Below are 20,885 nucleotides of genomic sequence, written 5' to 3'. Positions count from 1 at the left end.
ACAAGTCCCCGACCGAGCATTTCCAGCCCCGAGACGATTTCCGAGTCGACTTCCGGATCATCATCATCGGCATCTTCGTCGGGAAGGCTCGCAACGGAGCCCGCCCAATGCAAAAGAGATCCGAGAACTTCGCCCCCCGTCAAGTCCGGATCGGCTCCTGCTTCCACTCCTGCGCCCAACCAGACGGCCAGGAAACCGGCCCCGGTTGGGCTAGTGACTTCGCCAAGTCGTTTCGCGACCAGCAGCCTCGCCCGCTGACGATGTTCATGCTCACCAATCGCGTTGAGAGCGTCGCGAAGATCATCCGGGCAGTCGGATCCCTGATGTGCACTCGCAGCTCGGATCACATCGTTCGATAATTCATCCGGCGAAGTCTTTGATGAATCCAATTCAGGCTCCTGAGCTGCTTTGTTGATCGAGTTGATAATAAGTGGGATAGGCTTCCAGCCTGTCGACGCTCAGTTTTCGTTCGTTGCAAACGCGAAAAAATCACTCCATTGCAAGGACACTGTTCCTGTCCCTGCATTCTAGCAGGTACCATACTCAATGCACGTCGACGGATTGAAAGTGCCCATTCCATGGCGTGACCAAACGAGTCCATCGACACCGCATCCTATCGACCGCTGGATGGCACTCTTACCTGCAACCAAACGGAACAGAATCATGTCTCAATTTCGTCACGGGGACGTCATGGTCGAAGAGGTGGCAACCTTGCCGGACACTCGACGCAAGGCACAACACACTATTCTTGCCCACGGCGAGCTGACCGGGCACTGCCATCGAATCGCCGAACGGGGTGCGGCCGATCTGTACGACACACCCGACGGTCTGTTTCTTCACGTGACAGCGGAGGTCGCGACCCTGGTCCATGACGAACACGACGCCATCACATTGACGTCCGGCTTTTATCGCGTCTGGCGGCAACGAGAGTATTCACCCGAAGAAATTCGCACCATCCGGGACTGAAGCCATGATCATGACGCCACTGCAGGCCCGTGAGCATGTGCTTGCGGGTGAATCGAAGGCCGTTCGCGTCGATGGCAGCATCGATTTGAGCGGTACGGAAGTAAAAACGGTCCCCTGCTCGATCACGTGCAATGATCTGGACCTCAGCGGTACTGCGATTACGTCCCTTTCGTCAAAAGTGAAAGTGCGATCGCGGCTGACCCTGGATAATTGCAAGCATTTGGAGCGGTTGCCGACTGGATTGACGTGTGGATCACTCAGTTTGCGAGGCTGCAACTTCCTGGACAGATTGCCAGAGCGGTTGAACACATGGTTCTTGAATGCGAGTGAGTGCCCTCGTCTATCCGTCTGGCCAAAAGAGGCGACGATCCGAAACGGTAACGTGCATTTGAGAAACTGCATCGAAGTCCGCAATCTTCCTCGCTGGTTGGGGCCGCTCGGGCAGTTGGATTTAGCCGGTTGTGTGAACCTGCACGAGGTGCCTGAGGGGCTCCGGGTGTCCGGCTGGATCGACATCGGTGGTTCGAGCATTGCTTCGTTGCCGAATTCGCTTCGGACCGCTCCGCTACGATGGCGGAGTGTTCCGGTAACGCACGAGATCGCGTTCGAGCCCGAGAAAATCACCTCAAAGCAGGTCTTGGCCGAAAAGAACGCGGAGCTGCGCCGGGTCATGATCGAACGCATGGGATACTTGCGATTCTCGGAGGAGGTCGGTGCGAAGGAGTTGGACCAGGACACCGACGCCGGCGGCAATCGGCAATTGTTACAAATTGAACTCGGCGACGATGAGCCGCTGGTTGGGTTGGCGTGCCGATGTCCATCGACGAACCGTCAGTATTTTTTGCGAGTTCCACCGCAGATGAAAACCTGCCACCAAGCCGCCGCCTGGATGGCCGGCTTTGACGATCCGTCTCTTTACCGGCCGACGATTGAAACCTAGTCGTTCAAGTCTGGTAGATTGTCGGCGTTTTCCCATTACGCCTTGTCTCACTTCCCCCTGGAGCAACCGATGAATCGACGCGAGTTGGTTTTCATGGATTCGGCATCGAACAAGTTTTGGAACATTGAACTCAGCGGCGACTCGCACACGGTGAACTTTGGGCGATCAGGTACCGATGGACAGACGAAGACAAAAAGCTTTGCCAACGAGGAGGCGGCTCGCAAGGACTTTGACAAGTTGGTCGCTGCCAAAATGAAAAAGGGCTATGTGGATGCCGGCAGTGCTTCCGCCTCAACAGGGAAGGACGGTGACGTGCTGCCGGTACTCGCGTTTCGCTCGATCGTGAAGCAAGACGATATTGATCACAACGCGAAAACCTTCATTGGGAAACGTGTCGCAGATTATGAGCCCGACAAGAAACCGACCAGCGGTGGCAAGACGGTTTACCGTTTTCGCAGCGACTATGATGACGCCACCTGCATCCCGCACCTGACGCACTTTCTGGACACCGACGCGGCCAGCGAAGCGATGGGAATCATCATCGGCAATTGGGCTGGCGATGACAGCGATGGCGATCCCAGCGATGTGATCGAACTGCTCTGTGAAAATCGCGATCGACTCAAGAGCCTCAAAGCGATCTACCTCGGCGACATCGTTTCTGAAGAAAATGAAATGTCGTGGATTCATCAGGCAGATGTGTCGCCGTTGTTGAATGCGTTCCCGGAGTTGGAATTGCTGCGAACCCGGGGTGGCAATGATCTTGCGATTAGCAAGCCGCAGCACGCGAAATTGCGAGGCCTGATTTGCGAGTCTGGTGGCTTGCCGGCCGAGGTTGTGCGCGCCGTTGGGCGTTCCAAATTCCCTGCACTGGAGCATTTGGAACTCTGGCTCGGAACCGACGAGTACGGTGGCGATAGCACAATCGAAGATTTGCAACCGATTCTCAGTGGCGATCTCTTTCCGAACTTGAAATACCTAGGCTTGCGAAATTGTCAGTTCGCAGATGATGTTGCCGCGGTGATTGTCAACAGTCCGCTCGTCCAGCGCATCGAAACGCTCGACCTCTCGTTGGGTGTGATGACAGATGAAGGTGGAAGGGCCCTTCTCTCGCTGCCGACTGACGGGGCTCTTCAGCATGCCAGTCTTCACTACAACTATTTGACAAGCGAAGTCACCAAGTTGTTGAAAAAACTGCCGATCAAGATGGATTTATCCAAGCCCAGTCACATGGACGATGACGAAGAGTGGCGGTTTGTGGCCGTGGGTGAATAGTCGCATGCCGCCGTCACCACAAACACACTGGATCCTCGGCGATTCCTCAAGCAAACGATTCTCCGACTACAGTGCAGCTGCGGTGCGATGTGGAATGCAACCGCCGAGGTGCGTCGAATGGCTGGATTTGATCGGTCGTGGTTGTCAGGCATTGAATTGCATTCCCGCCGGATCCCGATTGCGGATCGATTCGTTCGGTCAGCGTGACGATGTGCTTGCCGCGCTCATCCGACATGGCGGAGGAAACGCATTTCCAAAGCCGGGAGAAATCCAATCGCTGGACCGGCAATACTCAGGTCTCTGCCGGGTACTGGAAGATCTGAGCCATTGGTCGACGCAGCGCACCGAGATATCGCTCGATCAAAATCCGATGGACATTGCCGTCATGTTCGACAAATGGGCAACGCATCGGCGATTGTTGCCTGACCGCCCCCAAACGAGATTGCTGCCGACCGAAAAGATCTCATTCGGGGAATCCTTGAGGCGCTTTGCGAAGCAGGTCGGCGGCCGAGTTTTTGTGAAACCTCGGTATGCATCGTCCGCGTCCGGCGTGTGCTGCTACCGCATCAGCAAGGGTCGGCAGCAATTGATCGCGCCCATCGAGATTGTCCGTGACGCGGGCGGCATCGGATTGTTTAATTCCCTTCGCGTGCGTTCGTTCACATCGCCAAGTGACATCGAAGACATCTTCGCAGTACTCGTCCCTCAGGGCATGATCGCCGAGGCCGCCGTGAACAAAGCTCGCGTCGAAGGCGACCGTTTTGACCTGCGCGTCGTGGTGATCAACGGACGTGCCGAGCATCTGGTGGTACGGCAAAGCGCTTCGCCGATCACGAACTTGCACTTGGGAAATCGGCGTGGATCGTTGCAGGCGGTGACCGATGCGGTCGGTTCATCGCGAGTCGAACGCTGCCGACGCCTGGCGTTGCATGCGGCGAGTTGTTTCCCAGAAACGCTGTATTGCGGCGTCGACATCCTGTTGCCGCGTTCGGGTGATCCGCTGGTTTGCGAAGTCAACGCGTTTGGTGATTTCTTGCCGAATCTAGTTGCCGGCGGCAAAACGGTGTATGAGGCCATCCTTCAGTCAAACGCCGCTGACCGGGAGGCCCTCGCTTGATTCCACCGACCGCCATCGTTTTCGATCTCGATCAGACCTTGTTCGACCGCCGGCATGCGATGGATTGCTGGATCGCCAACCTGGACATGTCCGATCGTGATCGGACACAGTTGAGTGACCTTGATCAAAACGGTTTGGGAGATCGCGACGACTTCTTTGCGGCTTTCGAGTCGATGACCGGTGCGGACATCGATCAAAACCGCTTTGCCGTGTCGCTGGCGAGGTGCATTCGAAACGAACTCGGGTTGATGACTGCATTGAAACAGTTGAAATTGAATCACAGGCTCGCCATCCTGACCAACGGCGGCGTGGACACTCAGACGATCAAACTGCAAGCACTGACGCTCGACCAGATCATCGAGTCCGATCGGATCTTCATTTCAGCTCAGATTGGCGTGGCAAAACCTGACCGCGCAGCATTCGAGTTCGTCGCCAACGCCTTAGGATTGCCGGCAACCGAGTGCCTGTACTTTGGCGACCAACTCGAAACCGACGTGATGGCTGCCAGGGCTGCTGGCTGGAGGGCTTGTCAGGTGTCTGGACCGGATGATTTGCAGCGTCAGTTGACTCCTTGGCTTGAGGGGGCCGCATGTTGACCCATATCGGACGCAGCGACCTCTTGATGGCAACGCTGGATACGCTTCGCTTTGACGTGGCCCAAGAACTGTTTGAACAGGGGCGTTTGCCCAACTTCGCTCGTTACTTGCCGGCCAATGGCTGGCAACGCCGACATTCCCCCGCAACGTTCACCTACGCAGCCCATCATGCGTTTTTCGCCGGGTTCCTACCAACGCACGCCGGTCCAGAAAAGCACCCCCGATTGTTCGCGTCAAGCTTCGGCGGCAGCGAAACGACGGGCGAGCAGACCTATGTTTTCCCACAAGCGACGCTTCCGCAAGCGCTCTCGGCGGTTGGCTATCACACCATCTGCGTCGGTGGTACAGGGTTCTTCAATCCTGACAATGCGTTGGGACGTGTCCTGCCGGAACTGTTTGACGAGTCGCATTGGTCGAAATCAATGAGTGTCGTTGACCGGAATTCTGCGAGCCACCAGGTGGATTGCGCGGTCGAAGGGGTCGAGCAGCAAACGGATAAACGGGTGTTTTGCTTCATCAATTTTTCCGCGATCCACCAACCCAATTGGTTTTTCGCGTCGGAACGAACCGCGGCAGGTCATTCACCAGCAGACCGAACCGACAACAAACACAGCCACGGCGAAGCGTTGATCGAAATCGACCGTCAGATCCCCAGGTTGCTGGACTGTTTTCGCCGCCGAGGCAGTCTGTTTGGCATGATCTTTTCTGATCACGGAACAGCCTACGGCGAACAAGGCTACTGGGGTCATCGCTTGGCGCATCCGGTCGTTTGGGAGGTGCCCTATGCCGAAATTGAATGGTGAATCGACACGCGGACTCGCCGAAACGATCGCGAATGATCAGTACGCGGGCTATGCCTATGCGTATCCTCACAAAACGTCCTACCGAGAACTCGATCCGCCCGTCGAGTTGTCGACCGCCTGGGCGAACGAAGACAAGTCGCGGCTGTATCTTTACGTGCACCTTCCGTTTTGCGAAATGAGGTGTGGGTTTTGCAACCTGTTCACAGCGTCGCAACCCGCCGACGAACTGGTCGATCGGACGTTGAAAGCGATCACGCGACAATCCAGAGTGGTTGCGGAATCGGTTGAGCCACAGAGCGTCGCTCAGGTCGCCATCGGCGGCGGCACCCCGACTTATTTGCACGCCGACGAACTCGACGACGTCCTGCAAACCATTCGACGAGATTGGCCACTCCCAACGGCGAGTTTCCCGTTTTCAATCGAAGTTTCGCCCGCGACGGTCGACCCGAACAAGCTTCGCGTGCTGATCGACCACGGCGTGCGGCGGATCAGCATGGGTGTGCAAAGCTTCGTTCAACGCGATTTGAATCGTCTCGGTCGTCCTCAACAGAACCACCAAGTCGACTCGGCGATCGACCTGATTCGTCAAAGTGGCGTTGAGGTCTTCAACTTGGATTTGATCTATGGCAATCACGATCAAAGCGAGGCAGATTGGGTGCGGACGGTTCGGCGAGCACTCGCCTACCGGCCCGAAGAGCTGTTCATGTACCCGCTTTACGTTCGCGAGTTGACAGGACTTGGACGTACCGGACGGAGCCCTGCCGAAAATCGCAGGCATCTTTATGGACGGGGTCGAGAAATGTTGTTGGAGGCTGGTTATCGTCAAATTTCGATGCGAATGTTTCGCCGGGACGACGTTGAATATTCGACGCAGCATTGTTGCCAGGAAGACGGTATGATCGGCCTTGGTCCTGGCGCTCGCAGCTACACGTCCGACCTGCATTACAGCAGCGAATACGCCGTCAGTGGCGTCGGTGTCCGAAAGATCATCGCAGACTACTGCCAACGCAAAACAGCCGATTTTTCTGCCGCCGACTATGGCGTCTGGTTGTGTCGCGATGAGCAAGCCCGGCGATATCTCATTCGGTCACTGCTTCAAACCGACGGATTGGACCGTTCGGCGTTTCTCGAAAACTTTGGTCGTGACGTTCGCAATATGCTGCCGCAAGTCGACGAACTCGTGCGACTCGACTTTGCAAAGATTACATCACAGCGATTGACTCTAACTGTCAATGGACTTGCTCACAGCGACGTGATCGGCCCCTGGTTGTACTCCGATCAGGTTCAAGAGCAAATGGAGCAGTATGAATTGAAATGAAAGTCACACGCATTTTGTATCGAGGTTCGCTGTCCAGTTGCAACTATGCGTGCGGATATTGCCCCTTCGCCAAGACGACCAACACGCGTGAAGAACTCGATCGTGATCGGGACCAGTTGCAGCGGTTCGTCGATTGGGCAGCCGATTGCCGTCAACCTCTCGGTGTGATGATCACACCGTGGGGCGAAGCGATCATCCATCGGTACTATCGCAATGCCATGATTGACCTGTCACGGATGGACCATGTGCACCGGATCGCGATTCAAACCAATCTCAGCGGTTACTTGGGCGATCTCGAGGATGCTCTGGTCGATCGAATCGCCATCTGGGCAACCTTTCACCCCGGGGAAACCGACCTGCCTCGATTTCTGGATCGTTGTGCGACCTTGCAACGACTGAGCATTCGGTTCAGTGTCGGGGTCGTGGGGTTTCAAGAGCATTTCGACGAAATCGCCGAATTGCGCAAACGCCTGCCGGGTGATGTTTACCTGTGGGTCAACGTGCCCAAGAGCAGTGGGATCGACTACTCAGACGAGGAGCTCCGATTCTTGAGCTCCATCGATCCGTATTTCCGATGGAATCTACGGCGTTGGCCCAGTCTCGGTGCAGCGTGCCAGACCGGGCACACGTCATTCACAGTGGATGGCGAAGGTGACGCACGACGATGCCACTTCGTTGACGACGTCATCGGGAACATCTATCGCGACGACATCTGGTCCCTGTTGAAGCCCACAGCATGCCCCAATTCGACGTGCGGATGCCACATCGGCTACGTGCACCGCGAAGACTTCGGGCTCGATCAACTCTACGGCGAGAATCTTCTGGAGCGTATCCCGCTGACTTGGCCGAAAATCGACTTTCCGATGACGGATGAGCCGACGTCGATTCCGTTGACGCCGTTACGCCCCATTCGATGAGGTGTCACAGTCGGTCGGAACACGTCGATCGTCGGGCGACTCGAACATCGGGTCTTTGGAGACGACGAACCGCCTACTTGCAGTCGTTGCAGCGGCCGCGGAGCAGGATCTCTGTGATTTCGCCTACCGCCTGACTGGCGCGCTGACTGCTTGCGGTCAGTTTGACGGTGTCCAGGCAAGAAACGGTACCGCACACGGTGCAGAGAAAGTGCGGATGGCCGTCGGAGTCGCCTTCGCCTGGGCGAATTTCTTCGAAGCGATAGACGTGATCACCGAGTTCGGTGCGGCGAAGCAATCCCGCGTCGGTCATGTCGTTCAGGTTGCGAAACGCCGTCGCTTTATCGACACCGCTCTCGGCCAAGCGCTCGGCAACTTCCGCGTGCGTCATCGGCGAGATCGCCTCACGCAACATCTGCAACGTGGCGAGCCGCGCCGGAGTCGCCCGCAGTCCCACGGCACGAATCGTGTCTTTGGCGGAATCGGTGGGGATGGAGGATTGTTTCATGCAGATGTCCACCCAGAGGATAGTCGATGTGACCACCGTTCGTCGTCAACGTGAGCCATTTGCCTTCTAAAGGGTAGGTCGGATTGTGGTCATGCGTCTTCCATCGCGTGCATGACCCCGTTGGTCACCAATCGCGAAATGTGCCCGTCGGCCAGACTGTAATAAACGTGCTTGCCATCACGTCGGGATCGGACGACCCGTTCGCTCTTGAGCACACGCAAACGCTGCGAAATCGCCGGCAACGGTTCCTCCAAGGCTTCGGCGAGTTCCGAGACGCAACACGACCGTGCCTCCAGCATGATCAGCAAACGCAATCGTTGCGGATCACCGAGGGCCCTGAAAATCGCCGCCGCCCGCTCACAGGCGGCATCGTTAAACCTGACCGGCTGATGCTCGTGCTCGCCGCCTCGGCAACTCGGAGAGTCATCGTCTGTCAGGTTCGGTTTTGCTTGGGAACTCAACGCTATCTCGACTCAACAGTTGCAGGAATGCATAAGTGTAGGATCGTCTTTGCGACGCGTCAACCAAGTTCTTCCCGGCTCGAAGCCATCACCTGTTTGTTGATCGCCGTTGGTCAGTTGATCGCGGCGCTCATTGTGGGCCTTGGACGATGCTCACCGGGAGTGTTCTTCCTGCATGTGATGACGATGACATCGCCGAGAGCATTCGCATGCCCAACGTCAAAGAGGTGAGCGACCATAAAGAGTCGCACTTGTACGTGCAATGCGATTGCACCACAGGGATTCAGACGATAGGATGGCCGCCATCGGCTTGGATCGCACGGTTTGCGCAATCACCCTATCGCTTTTATTACAACACGACCCGATGACTTCCCCGTTCCGGTCCATCGTCGCAACCTTGATTTGTGCTCTTGTGAGCATCAGTCAAATTCCGGCGTGGATGCATGTCGCCGGATGCGACGGTCGAGGTCATGCCGGGGTGGGCATCGAAACCGCATCGGCCGAACCAGCTCGTGGTTGCTGCCATTGCTCCACTGGCCACTGCGATGCGTCTGGAATCCGTGATGATTCCCCCGAACTGGATGCCAGCGATTGCCCAAAAGGTGGTTGCCCAGATTCTTGTGCGATCTGTCAGAAATTGTCGGCGCCAAATGGCGTCGCGTGGAACGTCCAGTCGGCTTCATGCGATTGTCGATGCCTTTGCGTTCTGCAGATCGTTTCTTCACTCCCTGCTGAATCGACACCCCTCTCGATTTCTCGTCCCCGAGGTCCGCCTGCCACGGCGTGCAAGACACCTCTGGGTTGAATGGCACGGGCATCCGTGTTGGTGTGCAGGCTTTAGCCGCCCGGTGTCGTTGCGTCGCAACGACGCGGAATCGCCCAAAGAGACCGTCCAGCTTAGGGCTAGCGCGAAACGCGACAAATCTAAATGATTTGACCGAGCGGGTGAGAGGTGGTCGGCGGAGGGGTGTACGACGTCCTTTCTAGGTCGTCGCGCAGAGCCCCACGGGCGACGGCCCGGAAGGGCCATCGTACATCAGAAAAGCGACCGTCTTAAGCTGGACGGTCTCTAAAGGCTAGACACCAACGGGTGCTGCATCCTGTTTGGTTGTGCCTGTCCTGTGCCATTTGGCTTTGGTTTGAATGACCGTATGGCACTGCGCGGTTTTCGGTCGCTGCTGCGCAACGAATGAACGAGCGGCCAAATCATACATTGAATCCGTTTTCTTTTGGAGTAAGAGATGAATCACCTTGTCATCACATCAGTTCGCATTTGCTTGATCGGCGTGGCCTGCACCCTAGCGGGGAATGTATCCGCAGACGTCGTGGAATACTCGGCAGGACATTCCGACATCGGGCTGGCCTACGAAGATGGCGAACTAAACCTGCACTTTCACTTTGGCGGAGATACGATCCTGGACGGCGCTCCAGTGGGTGGCGTTGGAGGGATCGAGTTCAACCCGAGTGATGCCTATGTCCTCGTTGATGATGCCGCGATGTATCCCGGGGGCGCTCCCGGTCCCATTTCCTTTTTGGGTTTGAACACGGGTGACCCTGTCTGGATCTTGCCTCAAAGCAACACCGCAGGGATGCCATTTCTCGGGATTGCGACCGAGGAGCTTGAGGCACCGTTTACGTCGGCGAGTTTTGAAATGACAGGGTTTTCAGGTCCCGGTCAGTTTGCCTTGTGGCAAGGCGGGTTTGCACCGTCCGTGTTCATGCAAACCAGCGACGGGATCATCGGTGGCCCCGGCGATACGTTGTCGCTCCCGAGTGTCGGAAGCCACGACCACTACAACTGGGGCTTCACGCAACAAGGTGTCTATGACATCGAACTCACTGCGACCGCGTACAACGGAAGCTTGCCAGGTGGATTCGTCAGCGACACGGAGACGTTCCGATTTGTCGTCGGGAATGTGACCGCAATCCCCGAGCCGAGCAGCTTCGCTGCAATCGCATTCGTCACGACCGGCTTCCTCGTGCGGCGCCGTCGTCGCTAAGTACGTGCCCACCAACGGAACAAGGACTATTGAGATGAACTCTCACCCTTTGCGTGCATCACGCAGCGCTTTCACGTTGCTCGAGTTGCTCGTCGTGATCGCCATCATCGGCATCCTGGTCGCATTGCTGTTGCCCGCCGTTCAGACGGCGCGCGAGGCGGCGCGGCGGACTCAGTGCAGCAACAACATGAAGCAGATCGGTATCGCCGTTCACAATTACCATGGCATGCATCGCTGCATTCCAACAACGACGACCGGTCCTGACTCGTCCGCCGGCAACTGTGGCAGTGGGTTCTACAGCTGGCTTGCAATGGTGTTGCCGTTCGTTGAACAAGGCAATCTGTACGACAAGATTGACTTCAACCGGTCGCTTTCGAACCACTGCAATTACACCCATAGCAGCGACTACCTCGACTACGACATCGCTCCGGATCATCCCAATGCGGAGGCCGCCAGAACACTCGTCGACACGTACCTTTGTCCATCGGATCCAGCGGGTGTGGTGCAGGTTCACGACGACGGCGAGCAGCTTGCCCCCGGAAGCTATGCCGCCAATGTGGGCTGGCCGATACTCTCGTCCTGGCCCGGGGATAGTCGTCCACCACTGGAACGGCAAAACGGTGTCTTTGGGTTGTTCAATCCATCACAGCCACACGCTTGGCACGTCCCCAAGGTCAAGTTTCGAGATATCACCGATGGACTGTCCAACACCGCCGCGATTGCGGAACGGAAAATCAGCGTGATCTTTGTCGTGCAGAGTCCATTCGGTGGCAGCTACGTCTCCGGAGAGGTCGATGAGAACATGCAGTCCTTCTGCGGAAGCTCCATTCGTGCACGGTCACTTGATCGCTGGGTTCCCTATTGTGGCTCCGTGACCCACGGCGATCCGAGTTTCGTGGAGAAGCATGGGCATTCCTGGATCAGTGGCTGGACGTTTGCAGCCAATACCTACATGCACGTCATGCCGATTGGTGATCGAAACTGTCATACCTATGGAGGTGAAAGCATCGGGAACAACTTGGTCACGCCGGGAAGCTACCATGTCGGCGGTGTGCATGTGATGATGGCCGACGGGAGTGTCAGCTTTCGCTCGGAATCAACTGATTTGCAGCTCTGGTGGGCGATGGGCAGCGGCAATGGGGGCGAGGTTCTCGCGAATCTGGAATGAAGGACAAACGGATTGTTGTGGCGTTCGTGTGGGGCGCGACGCTGCTGATGTTGCCCGGTTGCGACTCGGATCCATTACCACCGCCGACGCTTGAACGACTTGAGCAGGTCCTGTCGGTATCATTTCCGAAGGATTGCGAGGTGATTGGTGGGACAGAGTCAGCGGGGGCTTCGTCGCTGTGTCTGATCGTAAGCTCGAAGCCATTGCCGCTGCCGGTCGATCGAGCATCGAGGACGGCACATCGATCGAGACGCGGAAAGCGACCGGTAGGGACGCCGTTCCCCGACTCGGCGCTCGCCAACCTAGTAGCGGCCAGTTTATCGGGGGCCAGTGAAGTGCCAGCGGACAACGCACCGCGGTTGACCGTCGAGCGCGGCGCCAGCCACATTGGTCAAGTTGGCGATTGGCAATTCACCTATCGCGAGGCAGCGACCGAAAGCGGTTGGTTGACGGCAGTTGAGATTTATTCGACGCAAATCATGGAAAAGCAATAAGTCACCGACTGGCCGTGGGGTTGGGGCGGGTGCGGTCTGTGGTACCCGGCACAAATCAAGGGGGGGATGGCAGAATGATTCGGGGCAGAATGATGGGGTGAGCGTCGATTGGCACGAAGCAAGTTGTCGCGAAAACGCCTTGTCAACAGGCCCTTCCGCCAGCTGCTGAAGTCTGCACCGTGACATGGCGTGGTGGATCTTCCGGAAGATCTCGAGCAGAAAGATATTAAACAAGATCCACTACCCAAAAAGAGTAGCGCCGGACTACGAGCGCGAGCCGGCATTTCTTTTTCCGACCCCCAGATGCAATTCCCTTGCATGTCGGATTGACGTACTTAACCGCCACCTTACAATCGCGCTTGATATGCACCTGCATTCCCTGCGCACCCGCGTCTAGGGCCGTGGGCAAACGCCCGCAGCGAGCTTTCTGTTCTCAACCGCTGTTCCATCAACGAAGCGTCATCACCAAGGTTGTCTATATGTTTCACGCACTTCGTCATTCACTGCGTCGCAAGAAGCTGGCCAAGCAAGATCGACGTGCCCGGCGCAAGCACGCCCACCGCATCGAAACGCTTGAGAAAAGAATGCCTTTGGTTGCCAGTCTGCAAGCGATGTTGGCGACTGAACACGTCGATCTGAACCTTGCAAACGATGGCGTGCAGTTGTCGCGGAACTCGTCGACGGCTTGTTGATTTATCGAAATCTGCTGAATCAATGGTGAACCACCGAAAGTCTTGACGACTTCCGCTGCAGCTTGATGCCTAAGCATTTGGCTGCGATGCAACGGAGAAGCCTACGGAGATCGCGTTGAAACCAAACCTTTCCCCTGAAAACATCGTCTTTGGCGATTTCTTCAATCCCGACAAAAAACCAAGCCGACTGGCACTTGCAAACCGGTTGCAGGTGCGTTAGTTTTTCGCAAGTCGAGGTAACCGCACGGTGTGACGTGGTGATTTTCGTCATCGATGCGCCACTCGGATGAGACCTGCGATGGTTGCGGTTCCTTCGCTGGCGGGGGAAACTGCCGTGAATACGGAAAAATTGATTTTAGAGAGGATTACCAGTGAGCCGCGAGTTATCTGTGATCGAAGTCATCTCGGCGGGGCCGACCGAGCAAAGCGTTCGATCGGGCTGGAGCGACTGGGCCGGAATGGTCGCGTCGATCGGGTGTGCGATTCATTGTGCCGCGATGCCGCTGGTGATCGCTTATTTGCCCGCTCTCGGACTGAGTTTCTTGGCCGACGAGGCGTTCCACAAATGGATGGCCGGCGGTTGCTTTGCCATCGCACTGACCGCTTTCATTCCAGGGCTGCGTCAACACGGACGCTTGACCCCGGTGATCATCGGCAGTGTCGGCTTGATGGTGATTTCAATCGCGGCGTTTGGTTTCGCCGGAGAGTGCTGCGCCGCATGCGAGAGCGGTGCGGCATCGATCCCCGCGGGCACGCTCGACGAGTCGGGTAAGGTACTTGATTCCGCCACCACAGAAGTGTGCACCGACGACTGCTGTCCCCACTGTGCGAGCGAAACCGCTGCGGTCGGGCCGAAACCTGTGCTTGCCGGTGTCAACGTCGCCGCCTTGCCGATTCAGTCCCCGTGGGTCGCACGAATCGTCCCATGGATGACGCCCCTGGGCGGAATCGTGCTCGTGATCGCCCACCTGCTCAATCGGCGCTACGGTTGCCTGTGCGGTTGCTGCGACAAACCGGAGTCGTCCGGTTAGGACCAGATCGCCAATCGGACGGTTGAAGCCTGTCAGCAGAAAAGTTGCGGTGTAATCGTGTGAGCCGAACGCGCTGGAGGTTCGAGAAAGTACGACGGCCTTTCCAGGCCGTCGAAACCAGCGACTCGTCTTCTCCATGAATCGCTTTGTCCATCATCTGGCACCAGAAATCGCTACTTCACACGTTCCCAGACACGAACGTAATCGACTTCCATCGTGGTGGGGAACTCATCGTCGACTTCGACATCCGAGGGGACGAAGCCCTTGACCGTGTACGTCGAATAGGGCGGACGGAGCCCGAGTGAAAGGGCGACGTTCATCTCGCGGTGCCAGTAACGATTTGGTTTCTGGCCGATCGCTTTGCCGTCAATGAACCAGGTAACCGTCTCTGGAGTCACTTCGCAGCCGTAGGTATGAAAGTCGTCGCGCGGATCAAACGGTAGTCGCAGCTCATTGGCTTGCGCGTCCTTGTAGCATTGATCGTTTGGTCGACGCCAATCGCGGCCGCCGATCCCCGGTTTGCCGTTGGATAAAATCGCGTGCAAGTTGCAGTCCGCAATGCGTTCGTTGCCTGGAACACGATCGCCTCGCTGCGTTAGCTCGACGATGTCGACTTCGCTGTATCGGGTTTCCCCCACGGCAACGATCGAATCGTCGATCTTACTGTACAGCCAAAAGGAGGGACACACGCCGGGAAACAGTGCAGCCGCTTTGACACGTGCCTCGTAGTATCCATAGGTTCCTGTGACATGCGACTTCAACATGCCGGATGTATACGGCGTTGGCGGTCGGCGTCCCTTGACGACGGGTGTCGGCAGCCGTCGCATCGTGATCTGGAGAATCCCGTTTGACACCGCGACATTGCTCTCGTTGTCCCAGACCCAGGCGCCAAAATTCTCGGGCGACTTGTTCCATTTTCGCCAATCAACGTCATCGCCATCAAAATCGTCGGACCGATCCCAGCGAATTTTCCACTGGTCGGTGGAAGCCGCAGAGAGTGGGACGTTGTGCTTGCCATCCTGCGCAAACAGTCGCGTTTGATTACAAACGGACAACGAGGCCACGATCACCATTGAAACGAACAGAATCCGCCGGACCATTTCGCTGTTACCTCTGAATGTTGCGTCGGTACGGCGGCATTGTATCGCAAACGGTAGGGATGATGTCGCGATTGGCTGCTTCGCCCGAAGGTGGCGGCTCCTGCTGAGCGTGACAATCTTTTTTTTAAACTTGACGAACCGGCGTGTTCGCGTCACCGTATTGCAGAGAGTCTTTGGTCGGACCGCTGTCTAAACGATAAACACAAATCCAATTGTCTTTGATGGCTTCGCGGGTCCGGTCTCTTTCGACGATCATTCTGTGCGTTGTGCTCGCTCTCGGGCACGCACCGGGCTGGTTGCATGTTGCCACCTGCGATGGCCATCACGCTGCCGTCGAGACGCCGACGGGGCATTCTTGTAGCTGTCATTTGCATCATTGCGAGACGGCATCGAACGACGCTTCGGAAAGCGAGCGGCCGAATGAATCCGTGCCCGCACACGATTCCGATTCGTGTGCGGTCTGCCAATCGCTGGCTGCTCCTTGCGGTTCGATTGCCGGCGTCACCGCGTTGGTCGTCTGTGATGCCGTGCACCCGATGCCTGGCCGCTCTCGGTCCAACGTCGACGTCGCCCGCTTCGTTTTCATGCCACCGCTGCGTGGTCCCCCCTGCGAAGCAATTCTCTAGACGTCTCGTTCGCGTCCCACACCCGGAATGCAGTTCGAATAGGAAACGTGCCGGCTACCGCTGCGCCGATTCAGTATCGAGACCTGATCCGGCCTGTTGGCCCTGTTAGTCGGTTTGCACCGATCCGGGAGCGTTGCGAATCAATGAGTCAACCAAGCCAGCTTCGTGCGGGCGCGCGTCATTTTACGGCGCCCGGTCCGACCAAACCGTGTCGTGCAATGCGTGCGTTCCGTACGAAGCCCTTTTGATCACCGTTGTCGCGGCGGCGAGCGAATGAGAGTTACACGCCGGCGCGCGTGATTCGTTGCAGCGCTGCAACAAGGCGGACCTTGGTGCAGACGTGGCCTGTACTTTCAACAAGACATAGATTCAGTCTCGATTCAGTCCTCTTTCATCCTAGGTATGTCTCCATGGCTATGGTCCATGCTGGGCCGTCGGAGCGGGGTTGGTGGTCACGATTGTTGACAACCGACTTTTGCCCGTGGGCCAATCGTTTCGTTTATTGGCTGAAAGAACCCGTCGGTTGGTTCGTGCTGGGCACCGTCGTGAGCGTGATCGTCGGTCTTTATCTGGCGCCGATCGGCTGGACGCTGGCCGCATCACTCGCATCGGTAATCGCCGTCGGGATGGTATGGCCGGCCGTTGCGGTTCGTGCGGTGAACTGCCGCGTGACGTCTAGTAGCGTACAGGTTCATGAAGGCGATCGATGCGAATTGCAGCTGGCCGTGCGAAACCGGTTGCCGCTTCCCGTCTGGGGATTGGCGGTCGAGGGCTTTTTGGATCGCAAGCGTGAACAGAGCGACCACGCCGCCACTCCCACCGTCGCGCTGGCCTTCGTTCGTGCCTGGGCCATTTCGAATTATCGTTTTTCGGTCCAGCCCGTATTGCGCGGCCGCTATCCCGACGGCGATGCGATATTGACGTGTTCGTTTCCCTTCGGGATTTGGACGGCCAAACGCAAGATGCAAGACGTCGCATCGGTCACCGTCTGGCCCAAAGTGTTTCCGATTGCGGGGCAGACCGCGATGACGGGTCGGCGAGCCGCGGAATCCGGGGAAGGCAACCGAACGGGTCGAACAGGCGATTTCATCGGCGTGCGGGAATACCGTCACGGGGATTGTTTGCGACAAGTCAATTGGGTCGCCACGGCGCGGTCGGGCGCGTTGGTGGTGACCGAACGAAGTGGCCCGCAGTGCCCGAGTGTGGAAGTGACCGTCGACGTAGCAGGGTCCTCCAATCGTGATCCATTGGCCGATCGCATTCGAGTCGCTGCCAGTGTGCTGGCCAACTTGCATCGGTCAGCGGTTCCGTTACGGGTGCATCTTGGACAGCGTTGCTTTCACGTTCGACGAGGCTGGGAAGGATGGGTGCAGATGATGGATGCGCTGGCAGACGTGCCGCCGGAAGGTGCTGGCGACCCATGCTATCCGAATCCGTCTCGACAGCATGCTTCGATCACGATCGCTTCGGACCATCGTGGCGACATTGCGGTTTGCGTCGCCGATCCCAGCGTGAATCCGCGGTTGATGAGCGGCCATTCGCATCGAGTGATTCGTCGCGATCATGACCTGACGTCCCAACTGTTTGCGTTTTGGACAGAGGTGCGTGATGCCAACCTGGTCGCGTAGACGCATCGAGACGCTTGGATTAGCAGCGTTAGCAATCGTCGCGGTGACGGCACTTCGCATTGGTGTGGAGTCTCGGTATTGGTTTCTGGCGGAACTGGGAACGCTGTGCATCGCTTTCGTGGTCGGCGAGTTCACCAGGACTTGTCGATTGGCGGGTTCCACGACGGCGGTACTCGTTTTCACACCGATCGTGTTTGCCATCGCTGCCCGCGCGTTCGGTTCGCCGATCGCTTTTGAGATGTCAACGCTTGCGACCGTCGGTGCCATCGCTCTTGCCATGGCGTCCGCGGCGACGACCAATCGCGTTCGAGGTTTGTCGCTCGTTCTGAGCGGCTTTTTGGTGCTGTTTTGCGCCGCGATATCGGACAACCGGTACGCCGCGGTGGTGCCGTTGATCTGGATGCTCGGCTGCGTCTGGCATTTGATCGCCAACCATTGGGAACGCCTTGATCTGGCGATGCCCGATTCAGTTCAGCGGAATTGGTCGTTGCGGCCGGGTATCCTGCTTGCCGCGATGCTGGTGCTGGCTGCCGGTGGCTATGCGGTCAAGGATCGTCTGACGTCATCGGGGCGACTGGAGATCGGTCTGATGCCCACCAGTGGCGGCAGTCAATGGTCCGACCCAGCCGCACGCAGCGGGGTTGGAACCGGCGACGCCGCGATTGCCGCCAAAGATCATGCCGAATCCTTCGGTGCCGTCGACTCGGACCTGTTCTTGGAATCGACCGAGCCGACACTGTTCGACATGTTCAATGACATGATCGGCGAACCGAAGAAGAAAAACAACAAGTCGGAACGTGCCCAGGCGATGGGAAACGAAAACTTCATCCCGTCGCACCAGCGGAACGCAAAAAGTGAGCAAGGTGGCGGGACGTTTTCGACCGAGCGGACAAGACCGAAAAAGCACGTCCGTTTCAAGGACGCCAAAGAGGCAAGCGTCGTGCAATGGGATGGCCCAACCGGCATCCGTTTGGCGATGCACCGCTACGACACCTTTGACGGGCGTGACTGGTCGCAGTCAGCGGACTGGAACAACATGTCGCTCAATCGAGTCGACATCAACGATACAACATGGTTCTTTGATCCGCTCGGGCGCGCCGCGCTGTCGGGTGCCCCGGACGCAACGTCGGTCGGGCTCCTCAAAATCATTCGGCTCGACTCGCCGCGACTGCCGGTACCGATGATGACCGCCGGCGTGCATATCAAACAGATCGATCGGCAAGACTTTTTTGGCATCACACCCGACGGCTGCTTTTTTATGCCGGGACGCGAAAAGGTTCCGCCACTGACGGTCGTGCACGCGGCCAGCATCAATTTAACCGAAGACGCAATTCGTGCAGGACTAAAGGAGCGGGTTCGGCCGCAGCCACAGCATCCGGGGATCGGCGAGTTGTCAGATCGAATTGTCGCAGACCAAACCGTCTCGTTCGACAAGTTACAGTCCATCGTCAACCATCTGCGCACCGAATTCACGTTCACCCGCGATGGTGACGCGGCCGCAAGTTCGCTGACGGAATTTCTGCAATCCCGCCGTGGCGGCGACCACCTGTTTGCCACGACGGCGGCACTGATGGCGCGTCAGATCGGCTTGTCCTCGCGGTTGGTCACCGGTTTTTATGTTCGTCCCGATGCATTCGACATCACCGCCGGCCACGCCTCGGTGCTTCCGCAAGACGTCCACGTGTGGGCCGAAGTACAACTGCAGGATGGGCGTTGGTTTGAGATTGAACCGACGCCGGGATTCCGACAACCGCACTACAAGCCATCTTGGACCTTGCTCGCACGCCGGTTTGCTGCCGCATCTTGGCCCATCATCGTCGGCGGGGCCGTGGCATTGGTTTGCGTTTACCTGACGCGTTGTGTTTGGATCGATTGGCTACTCGCAGCCGCCTGGAGTCAGGCACGTTGGCTGCGGCCACGTCGCCGGCTTCGGTTGGCAATCCGAATCATCGAAACGCGCGCACGTCTGGCCGGCCAACGTCGCCCGATCGGAAAATCTCAGCGAGCCTGGCTGGAACAACTCACCCACGCCGACGCAACGCTCGCCAGCGCAGCCCGACAATTTTCGGATGCCGCCGACGTCTTGTTCTTCGGCGCCGGCAATCCACCTTCCAAACGTGACGCGACCGCCCTGGTCGACTTGCTTCGCGTCCGCACGATCAACGCTCTTACCAAGGAGGCGACGTCATGAATTTGACCGCCGGAACCATTTCGCCCGAGGAATCTGCTGATTCCAATTCGTCATCCGACCTTCAATCTCTGCGAGACTATCTTCGTGGAGTGTTACTGGGCAAAACCGAACAAATCGATTTGGTCATCGCATGCCTGCTCTCACGCGGGCACTTGTTGCTGGATGATTTACCAGGCACGGGAAAAACGACGCTGGCCAAAGCGATCGCGGAGGGGATTCACGGGCGGTTGGCGCGCGTCCAGTGCACCCCCGATCTGATGCCCGCCGACATCACGGGGTTCAGTCTGTTCAACCAGAAGACCCGCGAGTTTGAATTCCGACCCGGTCCGGTCTTCGCCGACGTGCTGTTGGCCGACGAATTGAACCGGACGACGCCGCGAACGCAAAGCGCGCTGTTGGAAGCGATGGCCGAGCGACAAGTCACCATCGACGGGAAACCCCATCCCTTGTCGGCGACGTTTTTTGTGATCGCCACCCAAAATCCCATCGACTCTCACGGCGCGTACCCGTTGCCCGAAGCCCAGCTCGACCGATTCGCGATCAAACTGCGGATCGGCTATCCCGATCGCGAAGCCCAGCGTCGCATTCTGCAGCGGGAGGTTCGCGATCGGACGGATATCAACGACGATGCCAAACCTTCATCGCCCCTGTCGTTGACCGATCTGCAACTTTTGCAGCAGAGAGCGCAATCGGTGAGTGTGCATCGACGCGTTGCCGACTACCTGATCGACCTGGTCGAAGCCAGCCGCGACGACGACGCGGTCGAGTTGGGGGTCAGTCCACGAGGCATGATGAGCTGGCAAGCGGTCTCGCAGGCTTGGGCGATGTTGAAAGGACGCGATTTCGTCACGCCGACCGATGTCGCCGAGGTGGCCCATCCGGTGTTGTCGGTCCGCTTGCTCACACGTGGTGAAACCGTGGACAACGTGATCGATCGGATCATGAATTCGGTTCCCGCTCCGGAGTACAAGTGATGATCATTGCCCGAAAGTCCCCCGTGACGACGCGACGCATCAACCTTCAATGCCTTAGCTCTACTGGGGATTCGCTCTCCCGGTGG

Annotated in this window: 21 protein-coding genes; 16 read left to right on the top strand and 5 right to left on the bottom strand. The window is 57.6% G+C overall.

Features of this window, described 5'->3' with window-relative positions; translation table 11 throughout:
- Positions 1-663: 663 nt before the first annotated feature.
- The 8 genes from Enr13x_RS20780 to Enr13x_RS20745 all read left to right on the top strand — a co-directional run bounded on the left by Enr13x_RS20780 (position 664) and on the right by Enr13x_RS20745 (position 7,929).
- Positions 664-966 carry a hypothetical protein gene (locus Enr13x_RS20780; RefSeq protein ID WP_197455248.1) on the top strand — a complete coding sequence of 101 codons (303 nt, stop codon included), beginning with the start codon at positions 664-666 and terminating at the stop codon, positions 964-966.
- 4 nt (positions 967-970) lie between these two features.
- The gene (locus Enr13x_RS20775) at positions 971-1,906 is read left to right on the top strand and encodes a DUF6745 domain-containing protein (RefSeq protein WP_145388832.1); all 936 of its coding nucleotides are present in this window, start codon (positions 971-973) and stop codon (positions 1,904-1,906) included.
- 69 nt (positions 1,907-1,975) lie between these two features.
- Positions 1,976-3,178, top strand: a complete 1,203-nt coding sequence (locus Enr13x_RS20770; protein WP_145388831.1) for an STM4015 family protein — start codon at positions 1,976-1,978, stop codon at positions 3,176-3,178.
- A 4-nt stretch (positions 3,179-3,182) separates the two neighbouring features.
- Positions 3,183-4,295: an STM4014 family protein gene (locus tag Enr13x_RS20765; RefSeq protein ID WP_197455247.1), complete on the top strand. Its 1,113-nt coding sequence runs from the start codon at positions 3,183-3,185 to the stop codon at positions 4,293-4,295.
- Positions 4,292-4,891: an HAD family hydrolase gene (locus Enr13x_RS20760; RefSeq protein WP_145388829.1), complete on the top strand. Its 600-nt coding sequence runs from the start codon at positions 4,292-4,294 to the stop codon at positions 4,889-4,891. Before Enr13x_RS20765 ends, Enr13x_RS20760 begins: the two co-directional genes overlap by 4 nt.
- On the top strand, positions 4,885-5,694 hold the full coding sequence (locus Enr13x_RS20755) for an STM4013/SEN3800 family hydrolase (protein WP_145388828.1): 810 nt from the start codon (positions 4,885-4,887) through the stop codon (positions 5,692-5,694). The genes Enr13x_RS20760 and Enr13x_RS20755 overlap by 7 nt, the downstream gene beginning before the upstream one ends.
- Positions 5,675-7,012: an STM4012 family radical SAM protein gene (locus tag Enr13x_RS20750; RefSeq protein ID WP_145388827.1), complete on the top strand. Its 1,338-nt coding sequence runs from the start codon at positions 5,675-5,677 to the stop codon at positions 7,010-7,012. Before Enr13x_RS20755 ends, Enr13x_RS20750 begins: the two co-directional genes overlap by 20 nt.
- Positions 7,009-7,929, top strand: coding sequence for an STM4011 family radical SAM protein (locus tag Enr13x_RS20745; RefSeq protein ID WP_197455246.1), 921 nt, complete (start codon positions 7,009-7,011; stop codon positions 7,927-7,929). Before Enr13x_RS20750 ends, Enr13x_RS20745 begins: the two co-directional genes overlap by 4 nt.
- Before the next feature lie 73 nt (positions 7,930-8,002).
- Here Enr13x_RS20745 and Enr13x_RS20740 read toward each other — a convergent pair whose 3' ends face one another.
- Together Enr13x_RS20740 and Enr13x_RS20735 are read right to left on the bottom strand one after the other, a co-directional pair.
- Positions 8,003-8,434: a Fur family transcriptional regulator gene (locus Enr13x_RS20740; protein WP_145388826.1), complete on the bottom strand. Its 432-nt coding sequence runs from the start codon at positions 8,432-8,434 to the stop codon at positions 8,003-8,005.
- 89 nt (positions 8,435-8,523) lie between these two features.
- Positions 8,524-8,895, bottom strand: coding sequence for an ArsR/SmtB family transcription factor (locus Enr13x_RS20735; RefSeq protein ID WP_197455245.1), 372 nt, complete (start codon positions 8,893-8,895; stop codon positions 8,524-8,526).
- Positions 8,896-10,136: 1,241 nt separating this feature from the next.
- On the opposite strand from Enr13x_RS20735, the gene Enr13x_RS20730 reads away from it, so the two are divergent.
- The 5 genes from Enr13x_RS20730 to Enr13x_RS20710 all read left to right on the top strand — a co-directional run bounded on the left by Enr13x_RS20730 (position 10,137) and on the right by Enr13x_RS20710 (position 14,280).
- The gene (locus Enr13x_RS20730; protein ID WP_145392527.1) at positions 10,137-10,895 is read left to right on the top strand and encodes a choice-of-anchor M domain-containing protein; all 759 of its coding nucleotides are present in this window, start codon (positions 10,137-10,139) and stop codon (positions 10,893-10,895) included.
- Between the two features lie 34 nt (positions 10,896-10,929).
- Positions 10,930-12,063, top strand: coding sequence for a DUF1559 domain-containing protein (locus Enr13x_RS20725; protein WP_145388825.1), 1,134 nt, complete (start codon positions 10,930-10,932; stop codon positions 12,061-12,063).
- On the top strand, positions 12,060-12,557 hold the full coding sequence (locus Enr13x_RS20720; protein WP_145388824.1) for a hypothetical protein: 498 nt from the start codon (positions 12,060-12,062) through the stop codon (positions 12,555-12,557). The genes Enr13x_RS20725 and Enr13x_RS20720 overlap by 4 nt, the downstream gene beginning before the upstream one ends.
- 479 nt (positions 12,558-13,036) lie before the next feature.
- Positions 13,037-13,249 carry a hypothetical protein gene (locus tag Enr13x_RS20715; protein ID WP_145388823.1) on the top strand — a complete coding sequence of 71 codons (213 nt, stop codon included), beginning with the start codon at positions 13,037-13,039 and terminating at the stop codon, positions 13,247-13,249.
- A gap of 371 nt (positions 13,250-13,620) precedes the next feature.
- Entirely contained in the window at positions 13,621-14,280 is a 660-nt protein-coding gene (locus Enr13x_RS20710; RefSeq protein WP_145388822.1) for a MerC domain-containing protein, read from the top strand.
- 173 nt (positions 14,281-14,453) lie between these two features.
- Here the strand turns inward: Enr13x_RS20710 and Enr13x_RS20705 are convergent, their stop codons facing one another.
- The 3 genes from Enr13x_RS20705 to Enr13x_RS20700 form a co-directional block, all read right to left on the bottom strand.
- Positions 14,454-15,380, bottom strand: coding sequence for a family 16 glycosylhydrolase (locus Enr13x_RS20705; RefSeq protein ID WP_231743671.1), 927 nt, complete (start codon positions 15,378-15,380; stop codon positions 14,454-14,456).
- A gap of 124 nt (positions 15,381-15,504) precedes the next feature.
- Complete coding sequence (locus Enr13x_RS39440) at positions 15,505-15,636, bottom strand: hypothetical protein (protein ID WP_261344142.1); 132 nt, start codon at positions 15,634-15,636, stop codon at positions 15,505-15,507.
- Positions 15,637-15,753: 117 nt separating this feature from the next.
- Positions 15,754-15,966 carry a hypothetical protein gene (locus tag Enr13x_RS20700; protein ID WP_145388821.1) on the bottom strand — a complete coding sequence of 71 codons (213 nt, stop codon included), beginning with the start codon at positions 15,964-15,966 and terminating at the stop codon, positions 15,754-15,756.
- Between the two features lie 501 nt (positions 15,967-16,467).
- On the opposite strand from Enr13x_RS20700, the gene Enr13x_RS20695 reads away from it, so the two are divergent.
- From Enr13x_RS20695 to Enr13x_RS20685, 3 genes are read left to right on the top strand one after another with little or no spacing between them, the layout of a single operon-like run.
- Positions 16,468-17,634, top strand: coding sequence for a DUF58 domain-containing protein (locus tag Enr13x_RS20695; RefSeq protein ID WP_197455244.1), 1,167 nt, complete (start codon positions 16,468-16,470; stop codon positions 17,632-17,634).
- A complete protein-coding gene (locus tag Enr13x_RS20690) occupies positions 17,615-19,825 on the top strand; it encodes a transglutaminase-like domain-containing protein (protein WP_145388819.1) in 2,211 nt (736 codons plus the stop codon). Before Enr13x_RS20695 ends, Enr13x_RS20690 begins: the two co-directional genes overlap by 20 nt.
- The gene (locus Enr13x_RS20685) at positions 19,822-20,799 is read left to right on the top strand and encodes an AAA family ATPase (RefSeq protein ID WP_145388818.1); all 978 of its coding nucleotides are present in this window, start codon (positions 19,822-19,824) and stop codon (positions 20,797-20,799) included. The genes Enr13x_RS20690 and Enr13x_RS20685 overlap by 4 nt, the downstream gene beginning before the upstream one ends.
- The last annotated feature ends 86 nt before the right edge of the window (positions 20,800-20,885 follow it).

This window comes from Stieleria neptunia (assembly GCF_007754155.1).
Classification (GTDB): Bacteria; Planctomycetota; Planctomycetia; order Pirellulales; family Pirellulaceae; genus Stieleria; species Stieleria neptunia.
The sequence above is the reverse complement of the archived record's forward strand: the minus strand, read 5'-3'. Positions and strand labels throughout refer to the sequence as shown.